The organism is Stenotrophomonas sp. (assembly GCF_036662295.1).
GTDB lineage: Bacteria > Pseudomonadota > Gammaproteobacteria > Xanthomonadales > Xanthomonadaceae > Stenotrophomonas.
This window is the reverse complement of record NZ_JAVWXA010000021.1, coordinates 29,146-50,804: the sequence shown is the minus strand read 5'-3', so window position 1 is coordinate 50,804 and position 21,659 is coordinate 29,146. Positions and strand designations below refer to the sequence as shown.

The window sequence follows — 21,659 nt, the reverse complement described above, 5'->3', positions numbered from 1 at the left end:
GGCCCAGGCCGACTTCGGTGGTCTGCTTGACCGCTTCATAGGTCAGGGTGCCCGAGCGCGACACGATGCCGATCTTGCCCGGCATGTGGATGTGGCCCGGCATGATGCCGATCTTGCACTCACCCGGGGTGATGACACCCGGGCAGTTCGGACCGACCAGCACGGTGTCCGGATGGGCACGGGTCAGCACGTTCTTGACGCGCAGCATGTCCAGCACCGGGATGCCTTCGGTGATGCACACGATGACCTTGATGCCGGCCGCAGCCGCTTCCAGGATCGCATCGGCCGCGTACGGCGGCGGCACGTAGATGACCGACGCGTCAGCGCCGGTGGAAGCCACGGCATCGGCCACGGTGTTGAAGACCGGCAGGTCGATATGGGTGGTGCCGCCCTTGCCGGGGGTCACGCCGCCGACCACCTGGGTGCCGTACTCGATCATCTGGGTGGCGTGGAAGGTGCCCTGCTGGCCGGTGAAGCCCTGCACGATCACCTTGGTGTTCTTGTTAATCAAAACAGACATTGGATTTCCTTCGGTGTCGGATCAGGCGGCGTTCTTGACAGCTTCGACGACCTTCTTGGCACCGTCGTTGATGTTGTCGGCCGGGATGATGGCCATGCCGCTGTCGCGCAGCAGCTGCTTGCCTTCTTCCACGTTGGTGCCTTCCAGGCGCACCACGACCGGCACCTTGACGCCCACTTCCTTCACCGCGGCGATGATGCCTTCGGCAATCATGTCGCAGCGGACGATGCCGCCGAAGATGTTGACGAAGATGCCTTCGACCTTGTCCGAGGACAGGATCAGCTTGAAGGCTTCGATGACGCGCTGCTTGTTGGCACCGCCGCCCACGTCCAGGAAGTTCGCCGGCTCGCCGCCGTTGAGCTTGATGACGTCCATGGTGGCCATGGCCAGGCCGGCGCCGTTGACCATGCAGCCGATGTTGCCGTCCATGGTGACGTAGTTGATGTCCAGCTCCGAAGCGGTCACTTCGGTCTCGTCTTCCTGGGTCTTGTCGCGCATGGCGACCAGCGCCTTCTGACGGAACGCGGCGTTGTCGTCGCTGTCGAACTTGCCGTCCAGCGCGTACAGGTTGCCGTCGTCCAGGATGGCCAGCGGGTTGATTTCAACCAGGGCCAGGTCCTTTTCGTTGAAGAGGCGGTACAGGTTCACCATGATGCTGGCGAACTGGCCGGCCTGCTTGGCGGTCAGGCCCAGCTTGAAGCCGAAATCACGGCCGTGGTAGCCCTGCACGCCTTCGACGAAATCGACGTTGAGCGAGTGGATCAGCTCGGGGGTTTCGGCAGCGACCTGCTCGATTTCCACGCCGCCCTCGGAAGAGGCGATGTAGGTGATGGTCTTGGTGCCGCGATCGACCAGGACCGACAGGTACAGTTCCTTGACGATCTCACCGGCGGTGGTCACCAGCACCAGGTTGACCGGCAGTTCGACGCCGGCGGTCTGGTAGGTGGCCATCTTGGTGCCGAGCATCTTGGCCGCAGCGGCCTTCACGTCGTCGGTGGTCTTGCAGAACTTGACGCCGCCAGCCTTGCCGCGGCCGCCCGCGTGGATCTGCGCCTTGACCATCCAGGGGCCCTGGCCCAGGGCGTTGGCCGCCGCGACTGCTTCGTCCGGGGTCGCCGCGACCTTGCCGGCCGGAACGGGAATGCCGTACTCGGCAAGCAGTTGTTTTGACTGGTATTCGTGGAAATTCATGCGTCACCGTGGGAATAGGAACGACCGCACGCATCTCCAGGGCTCCCTCACGGGGCGCCGGTACGGACCGCGGCGGGCCCACTATTGTGGACGAGCCGGCGCGCAGGCGCAAAGACGCGCGTGCCCGGCACCGGCGCCGGGCGGTTTTCCACGGTCATTCAGGCAGTTGCGCCGGCAACCGGCGCGCCGGGGCGTGGGCCGGCCCCGTCAATTGCGCGGCAACGCAGGCCCGGCCCGCCCCGTCCGCCGCCCGGCTTGCCTATACTGGCCCTTCGACGGAGCGGGCCCGGGCCGTTGAAGGACGGTCGCCGGCGGCCGGTCTCCACCAGGGCAGCCAGAAGGGGAGTTCCGGCGTGTCACCCAGCGCTTCACTGATCGACCGCATCGAGTCCATACCGAGGCGGGAGCTGTACTTTTTCGCGCTTTACCGGGTGTTGATCGCCGCGGTGATCGCCGCCCTGCTGTTCAGCCCGTTGAACGGGCTGGTGGGCGCGGCCGACCACCCGCGCCTGGCCGCCTGGGTCAGCGGCGCCTACCTGCTGCTGTCGCTGGTCATCCTGGTGGTGGGCCGCAACGAGCGCTGGCTGCGCCCGATCGTGGTGGGCGGCGTGGCCGTGGACATCGTCGCCGCCACCCTGCTCGCCCATGCCCTGCCCGGGGCCAGCGCGGGCATCTCCATGTCCCTGCTGTTCAACGTCGCGGCCGCCGCCACCCTGCTGCCGCTGTCGCTGGGCATGGGCATCGCGCTGACCGCCAGCGCGGCCACCGCCGGGGAATACGTGTGGAAGCTGGTCGAGGGCGGGGACCCGACCCGCACCCTGGCCGAGCTGGCCATGTTCATCACCAGCTACCTGGCCCTGGCCTTCGTGAGCTACCAGGTCGGCAACCGTGCCCGGCGCAACCAGCAGCTGGCCAACCAGCGCGGCGACGAGGTAGCCAACCTGTTTGAAATCAACGAACTGATCATCCGCCGCATGCGCACCGGCGTGCTGGTGGTGGATGGCGCCAACCGCATCACCCTGGCCAACGAGGCCGCCTCCACCCTGATCGGCGATGGCCAGGGCAACGGCGGCAGCGGCCTGCTCGAGCTGGGCAGCGCCGCACCGGACCTGAGCCGGCGCCTGCAGCGCTGGCGCAACGGCTGGACCAACGAAGAAACGCCCCTGCAGCTGTCCCCCGACCAGCCCGAGGTGCAGCCCCGCTTCGCGCGCCTGCTGGCCGGCAGCGACCTCACCCTGGTGTTCCTGGACGACTCCAGCGTGGTCTCGCGCCGCGCCGAGTCGTTGACGCTGTCGGCGATGGGGCGCTTCTCGGCCAGCCTGGCCCACGAGATCCGCAACCCGCTGGCGGCGATCAACTACGCGGCCCAGTTGCTGGAGGAATCCACCGCGATCGGCGACACCGACCGCCGCCTGCTGCAGATCATCCACCAGCAGTGCCAACGCACCAACGGCATCGTGGAAAGCGTGCTCGGCCTGGCCCGGCGCGAGCGCGCCAACCCGGAAAACCTGGACCTGGCCGCCTTCGTGCGCCGCTTCGTGCTGGAGTACAAGCAGGGCCTGAGCCTGGAGACCGACAGCGTGGAGCCGATCATCACCGAGACCTCGGTGCACGCCCTGATCGACCCGCGCCACCTGCACCAGATGCTCACCGTGCTGGTGCACAACGCGCTCAAGTACGGCCGGATCGGCCAGGAGCCGGCCCGCGTGCGGCTGCGCGTGGCGCGCCAGGACCGCGCGGCGGTGATCGATGTGATGGACCGCGGCCCGGGCATCCCCGAGACCGTGGCCAGCCAGCTGTTCCGCCCGTTCTTCACCACCTCCGAGCACGGCACCGGGCTGGGCCTGTACATCGCCCGCGAGCTGTGCCGGGCCAACCAGGCCACCCTGGAATACGTCTCGGTCCCCGCCGGCGGCGCCTGCTTCCGGCTGGTCCTGGCCGGTCCGCACACGATGCTGCCGCCATGACCGGGCCCACCGCGGCCCCGCCCACCGTCAAACATTTGTCGGATTCAACCGCCCTCGGCTATCTTTCCCCCATATGAACGAAAACCGCAGCGCCCTCGTCGTCGACGACGAACGTGACATCCGAGAACTGCTGGTACTGACCCTGGGCCGGATGGGCCTGCGGATCAGCACCGCGGCCAACCTCGCCGAAGCCCGCGAGCTGCTGGCCAGCAATCCCTACGACCTGTGCATCACCGACATGCGCCTGCCCGACGGCAACGGCATCGAGCTGGTCACCGAGATCGCCCAGCACTACCCGCGCACGCCGGTGGCGATGATCACCGCCTTCGGCAGCATGGACCTGGCGGTGGAAGCGCTGAAGGCCGGCGCGTTCGATTTCGTCAGCAAGCCGGTGGACATCGCCGTGCTGCGCGGGCTGGTCAAGCACGCACTGGAACTCAACAACAGCGAGCGCGTGGTGCCGGTGGCACTGGCCAGCGAACAGGCCGCGCGCCTGCTCGGCGAATCGCCGGCCATGGACGCCCTGCGCAGCACCATCGCCAAGGTCTCGCGCAGCCAGGCCCCGGTCTACATCCTGGGCGAGTCCGGGGTGGGCAAGGAACTGGTGGCCCGCACCATCCACGCGCAGAGCGCGCGCGCGGCCGGGACGTTCGTGCCGGTCAACTGCGGCGCCATTCCGTCCGAATTGATGGAAAGCGAATTCTTCGGGCACAAGAAGGGCAGCTTCAGCGGCGCCCACGCCGACAAGCCTGGCCTGTTCCAGGCGGCGCATGGCGGCACCCTGTTCCTGGACGAAGTGGCCGAGCTCCCGCTGCAGATGCAGGTCAAGCTGCTGCGCGCGATCCAGGAAAAGTCGATCCGCCCGGTCGGCTCGGCCACCGAGGTGCCGGTGGACGTGCGCATCCTGTCGGCGACCCACAAGGACCTGGGCGAGCTGGTCGAGGATGGCCGCTTCCGCCACGACCTGTACTACCGCATCAACGTGATCGAGCTGCGCGTGCCGCCGCTGCGCGAGCGTCGCAGCGACCTGCCGCAGTTGGCCGCCTCGATCCTGGCGCGGCTGGCCCGCACCCACGAGCGCGCCACCCCGCTGCTGGCGCCCTCGGCGCTGGATGCGCTGGCCCAGTACCACTTCCCGGGCAACGTGCGCGAGCTGGAGAACATCCTCGAGCGCGCCCTCGCCCTGGCCGAAACGGACAGCATCGGCGCCAGCGACCTGCGCCTGCCCCAACCGGGCAGCCAGCGCCAGGGCAGCGGCGCCTCGGCGGTGCAGGAAGAAGCCGTGGTCGACCTGCCGCCGGGCAACGGCGCCCTGCCCTCCTACATCGAGCAGATGGAGCGCACCGCCATCCAGAAGGCGCTGGAAGAAAACCGCTGGAACAAGACGCGCACGGCCGCGCAGCTGGGGATCACCTTCCGCGCGTTGCGGTACAAGTTGAAAAAGCTGGGGATGGATTAGCGCCAACGCATGGCGTGCCACGGCGCTTCAAAACGCCAGGCACAGGCGACTTCATGTACATCATGTGCGGGCATGCGATTCAATCGACATCAAACCCAGCACTGCGGAGAGCGAGCCAACCGTTTCTCCGCCCCTGCTTTTCAACAGTGCACGTGAAAGCATCTTGACGCTAGCGATGATCGCCTTCGTCGTTCCACCAAAAATCGCAGTACCTATTTTCGATCAGTACCCGCCGTCCAGAGCCGCGCTCGACTGCACGAACAATGCCGTGGTCGATATACCCGTAGTGCATCCAGTCAAAAAAATCCACGAACTCAAGGTCAGGAAGATCTGCAGCAACAACCAGTTCAACCTTGCTCCAGTATGTGTTTCCTTCGATCCCCGCACTCGCCAACTGGACCGGCACCTCCGGGTAACCGAGCTTGGGCTTCACGAAAAGCCCGCCGATGGCGGATTGTCGGTAGTGATCTGCCGCTGCACTTCCATCGAGCACCATGCTCCGCAGCAGCGCCCGCTCAATGTCGTGGAAAGCGTCTTCGACCACCATGTCGACGACGCCTTCGCCAGGCATCAGATAGGCATTCCAGATATGTCGACTTGCCTCTCTGAATCTCTGCATCTGCGCGTTGACGTTCTTCATAGCAATCCCTCCAGAAGACCGCCGCTCGGTTGATCTGGACAGCACAGGCAGGGCATCGGGCGTCTCCACGAATAGGGCAAATGCAGGCAAATCGACTGCAAGCCTGCCGAAACTTCGCGCAGGACAGGCTGCCTGCAGCGCAATCCGCCGCGGCCAATGAGGCCGCGACGTTGATCGCCGGACGTTGCGTCAGTCCTTGGTCACGCGGTTGATCTCGGCCAGGCTGGTCGTGCCCGCCGCGGCCTTGATCAGTGCGGACTGGCGCAGATCCGGGATACCGGCCTTCTGCGCGGCTTCGGCAATCTGGATGGCGTTGCCGCCGGCCAGCACGATCACCGCGATTTCCTCGCTCATCGGCATCACCTGGTAGATACCGGTACGGCCCTTGTAGCCCTCGGTGCACTCCTCGCAGCCCACCGGCTCATACAGCCGGATCCCGGCGTCGATCTGCGCCTGGGTGAAGCCCTCGGCCAGCAGCGCATTGGCCGGCAGCTCGATGGAGCGCTTGCAGTTGCTGCACAGGCGGCGGGCCAGGCGCTGGGCGATCACCAGCGTGACCGAGCTGGTGATGTTGAACGGGGCGATGCCCATGTTCATCAAGCGCGCGATGGTCTGCGGCGCATCGTTGGTATGCAGGGTGGAGAGCACCATGTGGCCGGTCTGCGCGGCCTTGATCGCGATCTCGGCCGTTTCCAGGTCGCGGATTTCGCCGACCATGATGATGTCCGGATCCTGGCGCAGGAACGAGCGCAGCGCGGCGGCGAAGGTCATGCCGCGCTTGACGTTCTGCTGCACCTGGTTGACGCCGGGCAGGCGGATTTCCACCGGGTCTTCGGCGGTGGAAATGTTGCGCGTCTCATCGTTGAGGATGCCCAGCGCGGTATACAGCGAGACGGTCTTGCCCGAGCCGGTCGGGCCGGTCACCAGCACCATGCCGTAGGGCTTGTGGATGGCGTCCAGGAACAGCCGCTGCTGCTCGGCCTCGTAGCCGAGCTTGTCGATGCCCAGCTTGGCCGCGCTGCCGTCCAGGATACGCAGCACGATCTTCTCGCCGAACAGCGTGGGCAGCGTGCTGACGCGGAAGTCGATCTGCTTGGTCTTGGACAGGTTGAGCTTGATGCGCCCGTCCTGCGGCACGCGCTTTTCGGCGATGTCCAGCTGGGACATCACCTTCAGGCGCGCGGCGATGCGCTGGTTGAGCTTGACCGGGGCCTTGGCCACGTTCTTGAGCAGGCCATCGATGCGGAAGCGCACCCGGTAATCGTCTTCGTAGGGCTCGAAATGGATATCCGAGGCGCCCTTGCGGATCGCATCGACCAGCACCTTGTTGACGAACTTCACCACCGGAGTGTCATCGCCCTTGGCATCGTGCCCGGTGTCGCCGCCGGCGCCGCCGTCTTCGTCGCCGCCGGAGACGTCCAGGTCGCCCATGCCTTCGTCATCGCCGCCCAGCCCGCCACCCAGCGTGTCGTGCTTGGACTGCCACTGCTCAAGCGTCCGTTTGATCTGCTCCTCGTCGACCAGGATCGGCTCGACCACCAGGTTGGTGTGGAACTTGATCTCGTCCAGCGAATGGGTGGGATCGCTGGTGCCGATGAACAGCTTGCCGCCGCGCTTGAACAGCGGCAGCACGTGGTGCTTGCGCAGCAGCTCCTCGCTGACCAGGCTGATCGCGCTGTGGGCGCTGTCGAACACCGACACGTCCAGCAGCGGCATGCCGAACTCCAGCGCGTTGGCCGCCGCCAGCTGTGCGGCGGTGACCAGCCGCTTCTCGGCAAAGTACTGCGGCAGCGGCTGCTTGGCCACGCTGGCCTTGGCCATCGCATCGCGCGCGGCCGCTTCGTCCAGCGCGCCATCCTGGACCAGGCGGCGGGCGATGCCGGTGATCCCGACGAGATTGGCAGTAACCACGGCATTCATTGGATGCAAGCTCCCCATGTCATGCCGGAAGATTACTGCATTGCGGCGCGCGAGGGGCCGTGCCGGTGCGTTGACCGGGCCTGACGGCCCGCCCGGCCGCCCCCGTCGGCAGGGGCGGCGGGTTAACATTGGCGCGGGGAAATCGGGGAAACAACGTGAACAGCATCAGCATCATCCTGCCGGCCAAGAACGAAGCGGAGGGCCTGCTGCGGACCCTGCCGGCCCTGCGCCAGCGGTATCCGCACGCCGAGTTGATCGTGGTCGACGACGGCTCCTCGGACAACACCGCCGAGATCGGCCGCGCCCACGGCGCCAAGGTCCTGTCCAGCCCGTATTCGATGGGCAACGGCGCGGCCATCAAGCGCGGCGCGCGTGCCGCCAGCGGCGAGGTCCTGGTGTTCATGGACGCCGACGGCCAGCACGACCCGGCCCACATCCAGGCCCTGCTGGGCAAGCTCGACGAGGGCTATGACATGGTCGTCGGCGCCCGCGACAGCAGCGGCCAGGCCAGCGTCCACCGCGGCCTGGCCAACCGGTTCTACAACTGGCTGGCCAGCCGCATGACCGGGTTCAGGATCATGGACCTCACCTCCGGCTTCCGCGCGGCCCGCGCCGCGCGTTTCCGCGAGTTCCTGCACCTGCTGCCCAACGGCTTCAGCTATCCCACCACCAGCACCATGGCGTTCTTCCGCAGTGCCTACCCGGTGGCCTACGTGCCCATCCCGGTGGCCAAGCGGGTCGGCAACGGCAGCCACATCCGCCCGATCAAGGACGGCATCCGCTTCCTGCTGATCATCTTCAAGATCGCCACGCTGTACTCGCCGCTGAAGCTGTTCGCCCCCATCGCGGTGGGCTTCTTCCTGCTCGGGCTGGGGTATTACGGCTACACCTTCGCCACCATGCACCGCTTCACCAACATGAGCACCCTGCTGTTCAGCGCCTCGGTGATCATCTTCCTGATCGGACTGATCTCCGAACAGATCACCGGGCTGACCTATCTGGCGGCGCGGGATGGGCGGGATCGGGAATGAGGGGGACGTCGCAGCGCGCGCGCCTGTTGCTGGTTACCCGCAACCTGCCGCCGCTGCAGGGCGGCATGGAGCGCCTGAACTGGCACCTGCTGCAGCAACTGCAACGCACCACGGACGTGCAGGCGGTCGGTCCACACGGGTCGGCCCGCCTGGCCCTGCCTGGCCCGGAAGTACGCGAAGTACCACTGCGCCCGTTGTGGCGTTTCCTGCTGGCCGCCTTCTGGCACTGCCTGGCACTTGGCCTGCGGCGCCGCCCGAACCTCTACCTGGCCGGCAGCGGACTCACCGCCCCGCATGCCTGGCTCGTCAGCCGTGTTTTCAACGGCCGTAGCGCGGCATACCTGCACGGGCTGGACATCACGGTCGACAATGCCGTGTACCGCCGCCTGTGGCTCCCCTTCCTGAGACGCCTGGACGTAGTCATCGTCAACAGCAGTGCGACGGCCGCGCTTGCCGTCGATGCAGGCATCGCGCCGGCGAAAATCCATCGCGTTCATCCCGGCGTCGCCCTGCCGCTCGTGCCCGATCCTGCCCGCCGCGCGGCCGACGGCAAGGCATTCCGGGCACAGCACGCGCTGGGAGAGGGACCGCTGCTCCTGTCGGTCGGCCGGCTGACCCCCCGCAAGGGGCTGCTCGAGTTCGTCCGCGATGCGTTGCCGGCGATACTCCAGGCCCATCCCAACGCCGCGCTGGTGGTCATCGGTGGCGCGGCCAGTCAGGCGCTGGGGTCTGAGATGCTGACCCCGGACCAGATCCTCGCCGCCGCGTCCCCGTCGATGGCACCACGCATCCACTTCATCGGCGAGGTCAGCGACGAGGCACTGTCGGTGGCCATGCACTGCGCCGCCGTGCATGTATTTCCTGTCCGCTCCCAGCGCAGCGACCCCGAAGGCTTTGGCATGGTCGCCATCGAGGCAGCCGCGCACGGTTTGCCTACCGTGGCTTACGCCAGTGGGGGGGTGGTGGATGCCGTCGCGGCCGGCATCTCCGGCGCACTGGTGGCGCCAGGTGACAGCGCCGCCTTGGCCGAGGCGGTGATCGAGATGATCCATCGCCCACTGCCGTCGGTGCCCATGCGTGCCTTTGCCTCGGCGTTCGACTGGGATGCGTTCGGCCGCCAGGTGCGCGACGTGTTGGGCGTCGCAGAGCGGACCGCCCCATGAAGGTGTGGCTGCCCGCCATCCGCACCGGCAGCGGCACCGACGTGTTCACGCTGCGCATGGCCGATGCGTTGGCGGCACGGGGCCACGAACCAGTGCCGCAGTTCTTCGCGCATCGCAATGAGCCATGGCCATACCTGCTGCGGCGCGTGCCGGCACCGCCAGGCACCCAGCTTGTACACGGCAACAGCTGGACCGCCCATGTATTCAAGCGCCCCGAACTCCCGCTCCTGGTCACCGAGCACCACTACATCGGCGACCCGGCCTTCGCCCCGTTCCGCACGCCGCTGCAGCGCCTCTATCATCGCGCCCTGATCCAGCCCCAGGTGCGGGCGTCGTATCGGCTGGCCGATGGCCTGGTCGCCGTGAGCCAGCATACCGCCGAGGCCATGCAGCACACCCTGCAGCGGCCGATCGCCCACATCCACAACTGGGTGGATCTGGAGCAGTTCGCACCGGCTGGCCCGAGGCAGCCGGCGGATCTGCCCCTACGCTGCCTGTTCGTCGGCAACCCGTCAAAACGCAAGGGCAGCGATGTCCTCCCTGCACTGGCGGCGCGGTTGGGCGATGGGTTCGAGGTCTCGTGCCTGGGTGGACTGCGCGCTGACGCTGCATTGGCCTACGGACGCGTCACCGTGTTGCCGCGCCACCTGCCGGAAGACATGCCGCGTCTGTACAACAACGTGGACGTGGTCCTCCTGCCTACCCGGTACGAAGCCTTCGGCTACGTCGCACTGGAAGCGATGGCCTGCGGCATCCCGGTTGTTGGGTTTGACAGCACGGGCACGGCCGAAGTCTGCCGCCATGGCGAAACGGCGCTGCTGGGCCCGGTTGATGACCTGGACACGATGGTGATGCACCTCCAGCGGCTCGCCGCCGATCCTGGCCTGCGCAGGGAGCTGGGCGCCAATGCGCGTCATCGGGCTGAACGCCTGTTCGGCCAGGACCAGGCCATGGATCGCTACATCGGGTTGTACGAGACCCTCACTTCCGGCGTTCGCGCAGGCCGTTAAGCGCGGCCATCAGGACCGGATGCTGTTTGATGCGCTCGCCCACCCCGGTCCGCGCCCGGTTCATTGCGCGTCGCAGTACTTTGCGCGCCCCGCTCTCGGCGGCCTTCTCCGCGCGGATACGGCGCAGTCCAACCAGCAGGTGCGCCAACACCGGCGGCAACGCCACATCGACCAACACAGGCGAGCCGAGCGGAACCGCGGCGGTCGGCTCGGCAGAGGGATACGAGCCGATGACCGTACCGATGCCATCGCATGCCATCGTGTCATGGAGGATCGCCGCGCAGATGCGTGCCGCGCTGTGACCATCGGCATACGGCAGGAATTGCTTCCTGCGCCGGGCAAGCGCCCCCGCATCGATCCGACCGTCCACCACCGCCGCCACGAACGCCTCCACCGGGGCCATCGCCGAGGCGCCGCCGGCGGCATTCACCAACGCCGACGCCTCCTCGTTGAGCGGCTCGCCCTCGGGATTCAACAAGGCCAACAAAGGGCGCTGCATGGCCAGGTAATCGAACAGGAATGACCCGGGGTCACTGATCATGGCGTGCGAACAGGCGAATGCGGCCAGGTGTCCGGGCGATTCGTCCAACACGACCCCCAGTCCTGCCAGCTCATCGCGCAGCAGCGGCAACTGCTCGGCGCTCAACAGCCCCTGCTCCAGCAGCGCGGGAAAGAGCGCCGGATGCGGTCGCCATACCAGGCACAGCGACGTTCGCCGCGCCAGAAAGTACTCGAACATCTCCGGCCCCAGCAGGTCGAAGGTGGAGAAGTTGGACGACTGCGAGTAGCGATGGCCAAAACTGAAATGGCTGTTCCAGAGAAATGCCGCGCGATCACCGATGCGGGCCTGCAGCCCGCCATCCAGCGGCGCCTGCAAGGCCTGCACCATGCGATCGAAGCGGGGGTGGCCCAGCACCTGCACATGGCCATCCGCACGCGGGCAATGCCGCGCATACATGGCCTTCTCGCCCGGCGCCCGCGCCACGATGAGATCGGCGCCGATCTGCAAGGGCTGGGCGAACTGCAGCCGCAGGTTCTTGGCACCCGCGCCCACGGTCAGGCCGTAGGGGATGTATACCACCTGATCCACGCAGCGGCGAACCTGGTGGAACCACAGCGCCGGTGGGCGTTCCCGGTCGTAGGGATGGGTGAACACGGCCACGTCGAACTGACCGACGTTCATGCGGATGCCAGGCACCCACTCGACGAATGGTATGCCTTCCGATGCAAGCAGCGCACGATGGATGTCCGCGCGCGCAGCACTCAATCGCGAGTCGCCCACGTTGTAGGGCAGCAGCCACGCCACGGGCTCAAAGCGCGGATCGGCCTGCATCCGTGCCCACAGCGCAGCCACGTTGCCCCATGCCTCCGGGCGCTGCAGCAGGAACAGCACGCGCAACGCCGGCGACACCGATCACTCTGCCCTGGCAAAGCCGGTGATGCCGGCCTGCGCCAACGCCAGGTCTTCCGGCGTATCCACTTCGAACAACTCCAGGGCGCGAGCCGCTGCAGGCAGCAGCGGCTCGATGCACTCGTACACATAGCGCGTGCCGGGGACCAGCAGGTCGGGCGGGCCGGCAAATATATTGGCCCACTCCCACGGCGTCACCGGGTCGCGGTGGAAGGCCGACACCCGATCAACCACATCATCGCCGTCAACGCCGGTACTGACGAACACCGCCTGGGTGCTTTTTGCACGGGTGACGCCCACCAGCAGCGGCACCGTTGCCGCGGCCTCGACGAAGGCCCGCAGCGACGCGGGTTCGATGATCAGGTCGCCATCCAGGTACAACACGCGGCGCTGCATCCCGACCGAGCCCATCCGGATGCTGTGGGCGGTGTTGGTGGTGCGATACTCCGGGTTGCGCACCAGCACGACGTCGCGATGATGGCGACTGCAGTGGTCGATGATCAATTCTTCGCGATAGCCCACCACCACATGGATGCGCGGAACCAGGGGCTGCAGGGCATGAATCAACCGCGACAGCAGCGTGACGCCGTCGATCTCGATCATGCACTTGGGCATGCCCATACCCAGGCGCGAACCCAGGCCGGCACAGGCGATTACAGCGCCTTCAATAGCTTGCATAGACTACTCGCATCATTGACGACAATATCGGCCACGGCGATGGTCTGCGGTGCAGGTGCATGCACGCCACCGTATGCGATGCCGATGTCCGCTTCCCGCAACATTGGTACGTCGTTGGCACCATCGCCGACGGCGACGATCCGCTCATACCCCCCCTCCCGGCGCAATCTGCGCACCGCGTCATCCTTGGCCAGGATGGACTGCAGCTGCACGCCACCTGGCGCGGCCACCGCACTGGAACTGAACGACCGACAGCCCAGGCGCGCGATCATCGGCGCGATCCAGATGTCCAGGTTGCCGGTCACCACGAAGCAGCGGTCGGCATGGTCATTGACGAATGCCTGCAGTTCGGTCGACAACGGCACGGCCTCGATGATCTCGTGCACGCGCGAAAGCGGCACCTGCCCCAGGATCAGCGTGCGCAGGCGCATCGAATCCTCGAACGGCACGTGGCCGTCCATGGTCAGCCGGGTCAATGTGGCGATCTCCCCCGCGATACCCAGTTCGGCCGCGATGCAGGGCAGGATCTCGGTGGAGGTCAGCGTGCCATCCAGGTCGAAACAAAAGGCGGTGCCGCTCATGCGCGCTCCAGCAGGAACCAGCGCTGGCGGGTTTCGGCGCGGTTGTTCAGGCCATCCTGCGCATAGACATCGCCTTCGCCTACCAGAGCGAAGCCCGCCTGCAGCAACGTGGGCTGCAGCAGCGCCATGAATTCGGGCACGCTGCGGTAGATGGCGTGATAATCGTGTTCCAGCTCGGCGGAAAAATGCCCCTTCAGGGTGAGCCGCGACTCAGCCGCCACGGGCTCGCGCAGCAGCACCAGTGCGCCGGCGGTAGTCACCTCGCCGATCGCCCCGAACAGCGTGGTCAGCTGGGCATCGTTGAGGTACATGCAGATACCGGCGCAGAGGACGCGATCAAAATCCGCCTCGCCCAACGCCGCGACCGACAGCTGCTCGGCGTGCAGATGCGTGAAGCGACAATGCGGGTCGTCCTGGTGCTGGGCGCGTGCATGCGCCAGCAGCCCATCAGTGGAATCGATGCCGTGATAGCGCGCCACCATCGGCACCAACCGACGGCTCCAGCGCCCGGTGCCGCAACCGACGTCCAGCAACGCCTGGCGGCCGTCCAGTCGCAGGATCGGCAGCACGCGTGCGATCTCGGCCGCATCGCGACGCTCGGCCAGATCGCCTTGCTTGTCCTGATAGATGACCGCGCGCGTGGGGCCCACCTCGTCGATGCGACGGGCACGATCGGCAAAGAACGCCGCGACCTCGTCCGGATCGATCTCGGGCGTCAATGCGTCGCCGAATGCTGTCGTTATCCTTGCCACACCTGTTCCCCTGTTCTCATGCCTGCGCAGGTCGCCATACGGTCCACCACAACGCGGCGACCAGCAGCAGATACGTCGCTCCCAGTGCCAGGACCGCCCCGGCCCCGGCATACGCCGGTACCCAGGCCACCATCAGCACCAGCAACAGCAGCAGCGCCCCCAGCTGCAGCCCGATCCGTATCCGCTTGCGTCCGCGTGCCATCAACATGGTACAGCCTAGTGCCGACAAGCCAAGCAATGCAGGGAACAGGCAATTCAACCGCGCCAGGTCGGCAGCATGGGCGAACTCCGCGCCAAACAGCCATGGCAGCGCGAAGGACAACGCCCAGGCCACCGGGATGCTGACCAGGCCCAGCCCCACCCCTGCAGCAGCGAGTCGGCGCAGGAACCGCGCCTGCTCCTCGGCGCCGCCCAGACGGCGGAACAACTTGGGCGCGGCCGATATCGCCAGGGACACCGCTGGTAGTGCAATGAGTGCGGCCAGCCGGTAGGCAGCCGTGTAGTGGCCGGCTACGTCGGCGCCGGCCAGTCGATAGACCAGCGATTTATCGAGCGTGCCCAGCCCGGTGTCCACCACGCGCATGGCCAGGAAGCCGGACGCGTCGGCATACTCGCCCGGGGCGGCGCCGGCAGGGGCCCAGCCAGGTCGCAGCCGTCGCGCGACCGCCAGCAACGCCATTGCGGTGGCGACCGCGCCCAGCAGCACGTGCCACTGGAGATACTGGGTCAGGGAGACGGAGGCGGACAATGACACGCAGACCAGCAGCGCCACCACATTACCCAGCGGTCCCAAGGCATACATCGCGCCGGCCCACCCCATCCGGTCATGTGCCTGGAAGGCGTAGCTGGCCAGGGTGACCAGCGGTACCAGCAGCAGCTCGGGAATGGCGATGGCGAGCAGTGCGATGAGCACGACGGGACTTTCCAGCCAATGGATCGCCAGCAGGAGATAGGCTGCGCCCAGCACCATGCTGCTCCCCAGCAGCCGCCACAGGGCCTTGCGCCATTGCAGGGCAAACGTGCCGGCATCACGCGAGGCAGCCTGCAGCATCAGCAGGCCGAATCCGATGCCACTCAGGGCACCCAGCGCCGTGGCCAACCCGGCCAGCCCGGCAAACGTGCCGTAGCCCCCCAGCCCCAGGACCCGGGCCAGCCCGATCGCCCAGACCGCCTGCAGACCGGCCCGCAGGACCTGCCAGAAGACCATCAACGCGGTGTTGCGGGCGAGCGGAGATGGCATGGGGCGCTGGAAACGGTCCGTCAGCAGTGGGGAGGTGCGTGAGCCGCAGGGCGGCCGTATCTACCGGTACTGCCCGGGCGCTCAGTCCCGATGCTCGGCAGCCGGGGCGGCGCCGATGCCTGGCATGCCCATGGCCTGCGCCTTCGCACGTGCCAACGCAGCCTGCCGATGCCAGCCCTTACCCTCAAGGGTATCAATAACCTTCCGGGCATACTCGGGCTGGCCCCCACTGGTCTCGATCGCGCGGACGAACATCGCGTCGGCGAAGGCCTCGTCACGGGCATGTACCATGGCGAAGTCGCCCACCTGGGCATAGCTGTAAGGCGGCATCGTCGCCCGTTCGAACAGCGCACCGAATGCCTGGACCAGCTTCGCATCGTCCAGCGGCACGCCCTTGTAGCGATTGGCCAGCAGCGAAAACAGCGCCCCGGTCGTTTCCGGACTCAACATGCCGGTACGGACCTTGGTCAGCAAGCGGTCCCACCACGCGTCAGGCACGGGGCGGCCATTGTGCGCCGCCACCAGAATCAGGCCCTGGTCGCTGATGATCGACGCGTTGGGCAAGGCTGCACCGCGTTCAAATTCGGCGATGGCCATGTTGATGAAAGGCGACGTGGAGTAACCGTCGGACATCTCCACGTACCGGGCCGCCAGGTCAGCGCTGGCGCGCGCCGAGCCCCGGTTCTCCACCGCCAGTTCGGTTGCCAGCAACAACGGGTTGCCCCAGGTCGCCGCGCGGATCAGGGTGAGTCCGAGGCAGGTGACGACGAGGGCAGCAGCGGCAGCGGGCACCACCAGTGCGCGCGATGCCGCCGGCAGGCGAAGCACAAGATCGCTCAGCGCCAGCAGCACCCCGAGCAGGGCCAGATAATTGCGGTGCTCGAACACCAGTTCCAGGCCGATCACATTGCTGGTCAACAGATGCGAGGCCAGGAACCACATCACGCCCAGCGCAAACAGCGGCGCACGCCTGCGCAACCAGAGCGCTGCGGCGAGAAGGCCCGCCAGCAGCAGCCCGCCCAGCAGCGTGGTCACCGGCTGCAGCAGCCCGCGCGAGGGTTGCACGTTGTCATAGTAGAACGTAAGCGTGCCCGGCGTGGGCAGGAACATCTGCTGCAGGTACATCGGCAGTACGCGCAGCTGGGTCAGCAGCCGCTCTGCCGTACCGAAGTTGCGGGCCAGGTAGTGCTCGGTCCAGTAGCGCGGGATCACCATCGCAACAAACACGACCAGACCGACCGCGACCATCGCCACATACAGCAACTGCCAGCCACGCTGCACGCGGGAACTGGCCGCCGCGAACCGGAGCACGGTCAGCTCCATCGCCAGCGTGTATACCGGCACCAGTACCGCTGTCTCCTTGGAGAGCAGGCCGGTCAGGGTGAGCAGGCCGGCAGCCAGCAACCACGGCCACGCACGCGCGCCCTGGATCTGGCGCAACCGCCCGTGCAGATAGCAGATGAGAGCCGCCAACATGAAGGTCGCGGCCAATGTCTCCATCCGCTGGACCACGTACAGCACGCTGGATACCTGGATGGGATGGACCGCCCAAAGCAGCGCCACCGTCAACGCGACCAGGCGCCGACTGCGAGCGGTCACGCCCGTGGAGGCGCCGAGCAAAAGGCTGACCAGCAGATACACCAGCAGGCTGTTGCCGGCATGTACCAGCAGCCCGACCAGCTTGTAGCCCCACGGATTCAAACCGCCCAACGCATGATTGGCCGCCAGCGTGGCCATCGCCAACGGACGCGCACCGAAGGTGCCGCCTGGGTCGAACGAGGTTGCCGCTTGCCAGATCAACGACGGCTGCAACGTATCCACGTGCAACCGCGTGTTTTCCACGATCGTGCTGTAGTCATCGAAGATGAAGGCACCGGTGAGGCCTGGCCAATAGACCCCCAGTACAACAGCGACCAGCACAGCCAGTCCTGCCCACTGCTGCCAAAGCTTCGTATCACGCTCACCGTTCAACAACACCGTCTCCCTCGACTACCGATCAATCAACCGCAGCCCGCCGGCAGCAGCTTTGCATCCAGCGAGGCATCGGCCTTGCAGCGCCATTCCCCGGAGCGGCTGCGGGCGATCTCGATGGTCTTGTTGGCCACCGTCGGACTGCCGCGCAGGGTGCAGCGGATATAGCCCTGATCGGTGGACAACATACTCATGCGACACCGCGCGGTGCTGCTGGGCAGCCCGATGGCCGCGAGGTCGAAGGTAGTGACATTGTTGGCCAGCACCTGCGATTCGAACATCGTCCGACCGCCGGTCACTTCGGCCAGGCCCGCCGTCAACTGCGACTTGGCCACATAATTCTGATAAGCCGGCAGCGCGATGGCTGCCAGGATCGCGATGATCGCAACCACGATCATCAGCTCGATCAACGTAAAACCACGCTCCCCACGCATGGCGTCCCCCCATAGGATGCTGTTTGGTTGTCTTTCAAAAGAAAAGGGGGCGAAACCGCCCCCTTTCCTCAAACAGACGTGGCGCTATGAATTAGCAGCCAGCCGGCTTGTAGTCGTCCAGGGTGGACTGAGCCTTGCAGTTCCATGCGCCCGAGCCATTGCGCTCCAGCTCGATGGTCTGGTTGGCCACCTTCGGGTTGCCCTTCAGGGTGCAGGTGATCTTCTGGCCGGTAGCGGCTTCCCAGTTGCCGGTCGGGACGATGTCGCAACGCGGGGTGCTGGAAGCCAGACCCAGGTCGGCAACGGTCGCCGCGCCGGTCTTGGTACCCGACTGGATGCCTTCTTCGAACGCGGTCACGCCGCCACGGATGTCGGCCAGACCGGCAGTGACCTGCGACTTGGCGACGTAGTTCTGGTAAGCCGGCAGTGCGATGGCGGCCAGGATGGCGATGATCGCGACAACGATCATCAGTTCGATCAGGGTAAAGCCCTGCTGCTTCTTCATGAGTACATCCCCTAGAGGTAGGAAAAAAATGAACACTGGGTCGAAGCCTGGGCCGGCGAACCGGTGAGCAAGGCTGGCGCCCGTGCGGGTGGATCAAAGCAGGTTGCGTGCCAACTTCATCAGCAATGCTCCCCAGCATTCCCCGGCGCAATGATGGCAGCAATCTTCAGGATTGGAACCCCCCTCACAGAAAACTGCGACCAATCCGGCAATGTGACGTGTTGCGTCACCTTGTGACCGAGCGGGTCCAGACGCCCGGTCAACGATCGCCCCGCCGGAGGGCTGCCCAGCGCCCCCGGAACCAGCTACCATCTCGCGCAGATAGCCCGCCTGGGGATGGCGTGGCTGGGGAGCCCGTATGTCTGTCAGCCGTAGTGCAGTCAAGAAAGAGCCCGTGGCGCGTAGCACCATGGAGTTGCAGCCGTTTGTCTGGGAGGGGACCGACAAGCGGGGTGTGAAGATGAAGGGCGAACAGCCCGCCAAGAACATGAACCTGCTGCGCGCGGAGCTGCGTCGCATGGGCATCACGCCCACCGTGGTCAAGCCCAAGCCCAAGCCGCTGTTTGGTGCGGCCGGGGCCAAGATCAGCGCCAAGGACATCGCCTTCTTCAGCCGCCAGATGGCGACCATGATGAAGTCGGGCGTGCCGATCGTGGGTGCGCTGGACATCATCGCCAACGGGCACAAGAACCCGCGCATGAAGAAGATGGTGGACACCATCCGCACCGACATCGAGGGCGGCTCCTCGCTGTATGAGGCGATCAGCCGCCACCCGGTGCAGTTCGATGAGCTGTACCGCAACCTGGTCAAGGCCGGTGAAGGCGCCGGTGTGCTGGAGACCGTGCTGGAAACGGTGGCCAACTACAAAGAGAACATCGAGGCACTGAAGGGCAAGATCAAGAAGGCCCTGTTCTACCCGATCATGGTGATGGCGGTGGCGATGATCGTCAGCGGCATCCTGCTGGTCTGGGTGGTGCCCCAGTTCGAGGACGTGTTCAAGGGCTTCGGCGCCGAGTTGCCGGCCTTCACCCAGATGATCGTGAACCTGTCGCGGTTCATGGTGTCCTGGTGGCTGCCGATCCTGATCGTCATTGTGGGCAGCGTGTTCGCCTTCATTGCCGCCTACAAGCGCTCGCCCAAGATGCAGCACGGCCTGGACCGCCTGATCCTGAAGGTGCCGGTAATCGGCCAGCTGATGCACAACAGTGCCATCGCCCGCTTCGCCCGCACCACCGCGGTGACCTTCAAGGCCGGCGTGCCGCTGGTGGAGGCGCTGAGCATCGTCGCCGGCGCCACCGGCAACATGGTCTACGAGGAGGCCGTGCTGCGCATGCGCGATGACGTGTCGGTCGGCTATCCGGTCAACATGGCCATGAAGCAGACCAACCTGTTCCCGCATATGGTCATCCAGATGACCGGCATCGGTGAAGAGGCCGGTGCGCTGGATGCGATGCTGTTCAAGGTGGCCGAGTACTACGAGCAGGAGGTCAACAACGCGGTCGACGCGCTGAGCAGCCTGCTGGAGCCGATCGTGATGGTGGTTATTGGTACCATCGTGGGCGGCATGGTGATCGGCATGTACCTGCCCATCTTCAAACTCGCTTCGGTGGTCTGATACATACATGGCATTTCTCGACCAGCATCCCGGCCTCGGCTATCCCGCCGCGGCCGGCCTGGGACTGCTTCTGGGCAGCTTCCTCAATGTAGTGATCCTGCGCCTGCCCAAGCGGCTGGAGTGGCAGTGGAAGCGCGACGCCCGCGAAGTGCTGGAAGAGCCGGATATCTACGAGCCGCCACCGCCGGGGATCGTGGTGGAGCCCTCGCACTGCCCGCACTGCAAGCACAAGCTGGCTTGGTACGAGAACATCCCGCTGTTCAGCTGGCTGGTGCAGCGCGGCAAATGCCGCCACTGCCAGGCCCCGATCTCGATCCAGTACCCGCTGGTGGAAGCACTCACCGCCCTGCTGGTGCTGGCCAGCGTGTGGCAGTTCGGGTTTGGCTGGCAGGGCTTTGGCGCGATCGTGCTGAGCTGCTTCCTGGTGGCCCTGTCCGGGATCGACCTGCGCACCCAGCTGCTGCCGGACCAGTTGACCCTGCCCTTGATGTGGCTGGGGCTGATCGCGGCCAGCGACAACCTGTACATGCCGGCCAAGCCGGCGCTGCTGGGCGCACTGGCCGGCTATCTGTCGCTGTGGTCGGTGTGGTGGCTGTTCAAGCAGATCACCGGCAAGGAAGGCATGGGCCACGGCGATTTCAAGCTGCTGGCCGCGCTGGGCGCCTGGTGTGGGCTCAAGGGCATCCTGCCGACCATCCTGCTGTCGTCGGTGATCGGGGCGATCATCGGCTCGATCTGGCTGTACTCGCGCGGCCGCGACCGGGCCACGCCGATTCCGTTCGGCCCCTACCTGGCCATTGCCGGCTGGATCGTGTTCATGTGGGGCGAGCAGATCATCAGCGCCTATATGGGCTTTGCCGGCCTGCGCTGAGGCCCGACCGATGGCGCGCTACCTCATCGGATTGACCGGCGGCATCGCCGCCGGCAAGAGCGAGCTGAGCCGCCGTTTCGAGGCACTGGGCATCACCGTGGCCGACGCCGATGTGGCCGCGCGCGCGGTGGTCGCGCCCGGCAGCGAGGGCCTGGCCCGGATCGTCGCCCACTTCGGCCCCGGCATCGTGCTGGCCGACGGGCAACTGGACCGTGCCACCCTGCGCGAGCGCATCTTCGCCTCGCCGCAGGAGCGCCAGGCGCTGGAAGCCATCACCCATCCGGCCATCCGCACGCTGCTGCGCGCGACCTGCGAGCAGGCCGCAGGCCCGTATGCCATGGCCGCCATCCCGCTGCTGACCGAAGCCGGCGGCCGCGGGCAATACCCGTGGCTGGACCGCATCCTGGTGGTGGACGTGCCGGTGGCCGTGCAGCACGCCCGCCTGCTGCAGCGCGACGGCATCACCGCCGAGCTGGCCGACCGCATGATCGCCGCCCAGGCCAGCCGCGAGGCGCGCCTTGCCCTGGCCGACGACGTCGTCGCCAATGACGGCCCGCCCGACCACCTGCAGGCTCAGGTCGAGCACCTCGACCGCCTTTACCGCACCCTGGCCGCCAACCGCGGGTAGAGCCACCCCATGGGTGGCTGCACATGTAACCCGCCCAGCGCGTGAAAGCCTGCCACGCATGGCGTGGCACTA

20 protein-coding genes are annotated in these 21,659 nt (G+C 66.4%); 8 read left to right on the top strand and 12 right to left on the bottom strand.

The features are described 5' to 3' along the window. Together RSA25_RS06425 and sucC are read right to left on the bottom strand one after the other, a co-directional pair. Positions 1-520 (bottom strand): CoA-binding protein (locus RSA25_RS06425; RefSeq protein WP_332808075.1); only part of this gene is annotated, 520 nt, incomplete at its 3' end. 21 nt (positions 521-541) lie between these two features. Next, positions 542-1,711 (bottom strand): ADP-forming succinate--CoA ligase subunit beta, encoded by a 1,170-nt coding sequence (sucC, locus tag RSA25_RS06420; protein WP_332808074.1) that lies wholly within the window; start codon positions 1,709-1,711, stop codon positions 542-544. A gap of 353 nt (positions 1,712-2,064) precedes the next feature. Between sucC and RSA25_RS06415 the strand changes: the two genes are divergently transcribed. Further along, on the top strand, positions 2,065-3,678 hold the full coding sequence (locus RSA25_RS06415) for a HAMP domain-containing sensor histidine kinase (RefSeq protein WP_332808073.1): 1,614 nt from the start codon (positions 2,065-2,067) through the stop codon (positions 3,676-3,678). Between the two features lie 73 nt (positions 3,679-3,751). Beyond that, on the top strand, positions 3,752-5,137 hold the full coding sequence (locus tag RSA25_RS06410) for a sigma-54 dependent transcriptional regulator (protein ID WP_332808072.1): 1,386 nt from the start codon (positions 3,752-3,754) through the stop codon (positions 5,135-5,137). 169 nt (positions 5,138-5,306) lie between these two features. Here the strand turns inward: RSA25_RS06410 and RSA25_RS06405 are convergent, their stop codons facing one another. Then, on the bottom strand, positions 5,307-5,777 hold the full coding sequence (locus RSA25_RS06405) for a hypothetical protein (protein WP_332808071.1): 471 nt from the start codon (positions 5,775-5,777) through the stop codon (positions 5,307-5,309). 189 nt (positions 5,778-5,966) lie between these two features. Beyond that, positions 5,967-7,697 (bottom strand): type IV-A pilus assembly ATPase PilB, encoded by a 1,731-nt coding sequence (gene pilB, locus RSA25_RS06400; RefSeq protein WP_332808070.1) that lies wholly within the window; start codon positions 7,695-7,697, stop codon positions 5,967-5,969. 155 nt (positions 7,698-7,852) lie between these two features. On the opposite strand from pilB, the gene RSA25_RS06395 reads away from it, so the two are divergent. From RSA25_RS06395 to RSA25_RS06385, 3 genes are read left to right on the top strand one after another with little or no spacing between them, the layout of a single operon-like run. Beyond that, entirely contained in the window at positions 7,853-8,728 is an 876-nt protein-coding gene (locus RSA25_RS06395; protein WP_332808069.1) for a glycosyltransferase family 2 protein, read from the top strand. Further along, positions 8,725-9,891, top strand: coding sequence for a glycosyltransferase family 4 protein (locus RSA25_RS06390; protein WP_332808068.1), 1,167 nt, complete (start codon positions 8,725-8,727; stop codon positions 9,889-9,891). The genes RSA25_RS06395 and RSA25_RS06390 overlap by 4 nt, the downstream gene beginning before the upstream one ends. Further along, positions 9,888-10,901: a glycosyltransferase family 4 protein gene (locus tag RSA25_RS06385; protein WP_332808067.1), complete on the top strand. Its 1,014-nt coding sequence runs from the start codon at positions 9,888-9,890 to the stop codon at positions 10,899-10,901. Before RSA25_RS06390 ends, RSA25_RS06385 begins: the two co-directional genes overlap by 4 nt. Here RSA25_RS06385 and RSA25_RS06380 read toward each other — a convergent pair. The 8 genes from RSA25_RS06380 to RSA25_RS06345 form a co-directional block, all read right to left on the bottom strand. Then, entirely contained in the window at positions 10,873-12,294 is a 1,422-nt protein-coding gene (locus RSA25_RS06380; protein WP_332808066.1) for a hypothetical protein, read from the bottom strand. The two genes, RSA25_RS06385 and RSA25_RS06380, sit on opposite strands and share 29 nt — an antisense overlap. Before the next feature lie 21 nt (positions 12,295-12,315). After that, the gene (locus tag RSA25_RS06375) at positions 12,316-12,927 is read right to left on the bottom strand and encodes an NTP transferase domain-containing protein (protein ID WP_332808065.1); all 612 of its coding nucleotides are present in this window, start codon (positions 12,925-12,927) and stop codon (positions 12,316-12,318) included. Between the two features lie 38 nt (positions 12,928-12,965). Then, a complete protein-coding gene (locus tag RSA25_RS06370) occupies positions 12,966-13,571 on the bottom strand; it encodes an HAD family phosphatase (protein WP_332808064.1) in 606 nt (201 codons plus the stop codon). After that, positions 13,568-14,290 carry a class I SAM-dependent methyltransferase gene (locus tag RSA25_RS06365; RefSeq protein ID WP_332808063.1) on the bottom strand — a complete coding sequence of 241 codons (723 nt, stop codon included), beginning with the start codon at positions 14,288-14,290 and terminating at the stop codon, positions 13,568-13,570. Before RSA25_RS06365 ends, RSA25_RS06370 begins: the two co-directional genes overlap by 4 nt. A gap of 49 nt (positions 14,291-14,339) precedes the next feature. After that, positions 14,340-15,563, bottom strand: coding sequence for an oligosaccharide flippase family protein (locus RSA25_RS06360; protein ID WP_332808062.1), 1,224 nt, complete (start codon positions 15,561-15,563; stop codon positions 14,340-14,342). Between the two features lie 81 nt (positions 15,564-15,644). Then, the gene (locus RSA25_RS06355; RefSeq protein WP_332808061.1) at positions 15,645-17,534 is read right to left on the bottom strand and encodes a hypothetical protein; all 1,890 of its coding nucleotides are present in this window, start codon (positions 17,532-17,534) and stop codon (positions 15,645-15,647) included. Between the two features lie 29 nt (positions 17,535-17,563). Next, positions 17,564-17,968: a pilin gene (locus RSA25_RS06350; RefSeq protein WP_332808060.1), complete on the bottom strand. Its 405-nt coding sequence runs from the start codon at positions 17,966-17,968 to the stop codon at positions 17,564-17,566. Between the two features lie 91 nt (positions 17,969-18,059). Next, the gene (locus RSA25_RS06345; protein ID WP_332808059.1) at positions 18,060-18,473 is read right to left on the bottom strand and encodes a pilin; all 414 of its coding nucleotides are present in this window, start codon (positions 18,471-18,473) and stop codon (positions 18,060-18,062) included. 358 nt (positions 18,474-18,831) lie between these two features. Between RSA25_RS06345 and RSA25_RS06340 the strand changes: the two genes are divergently transcribed. From RSA25_RS06340 to coaE, 3 genes are read left to right on the top strand one after another with little or no spacing between them, the layout of a single operon-like run. Next, positions 18,832-20,088 carry a type II secretion system F family protein gene (locus RSA25_RS06340; protein WP_332808058.1) on the top strand — a complete coding sequence of 419 codons (1,257 nt, stop codon included), beginning with the start codon at positions 18,832-18,834 and terminating at the stop codon, positions 20,086-20,088. A 7-nt stretch (positions 20,089-20,095) separates the two neighbouring features. Further along, positions 20,096-20,959 carry an A24 family peptidase gene (locus tag RSA25_RS06335; protein WP_332808057.1) on the top strand — a complete coding sequence of 288 codons (864 nt, stop codon included), beginning with the start codon at positions 20,096-20,098 and terminating at the stop codon, positions 20,957-20,959. 10 nt (positions 20,960-20,969) lie between these two features. Beyond that, complete coding sequence (gene coaE / locus RSA25_RS06330; protein ID WP_332808056.1) at positions 20,970-21,587, top strand: dephospho-CoA kinase; 618 nt, start codon at positions 20,970-20,972, stop codon at positions 21,585-21,587. The last annotated feature ends 72 nt before the right edge of the window (positions 21,588-21,659 follow it).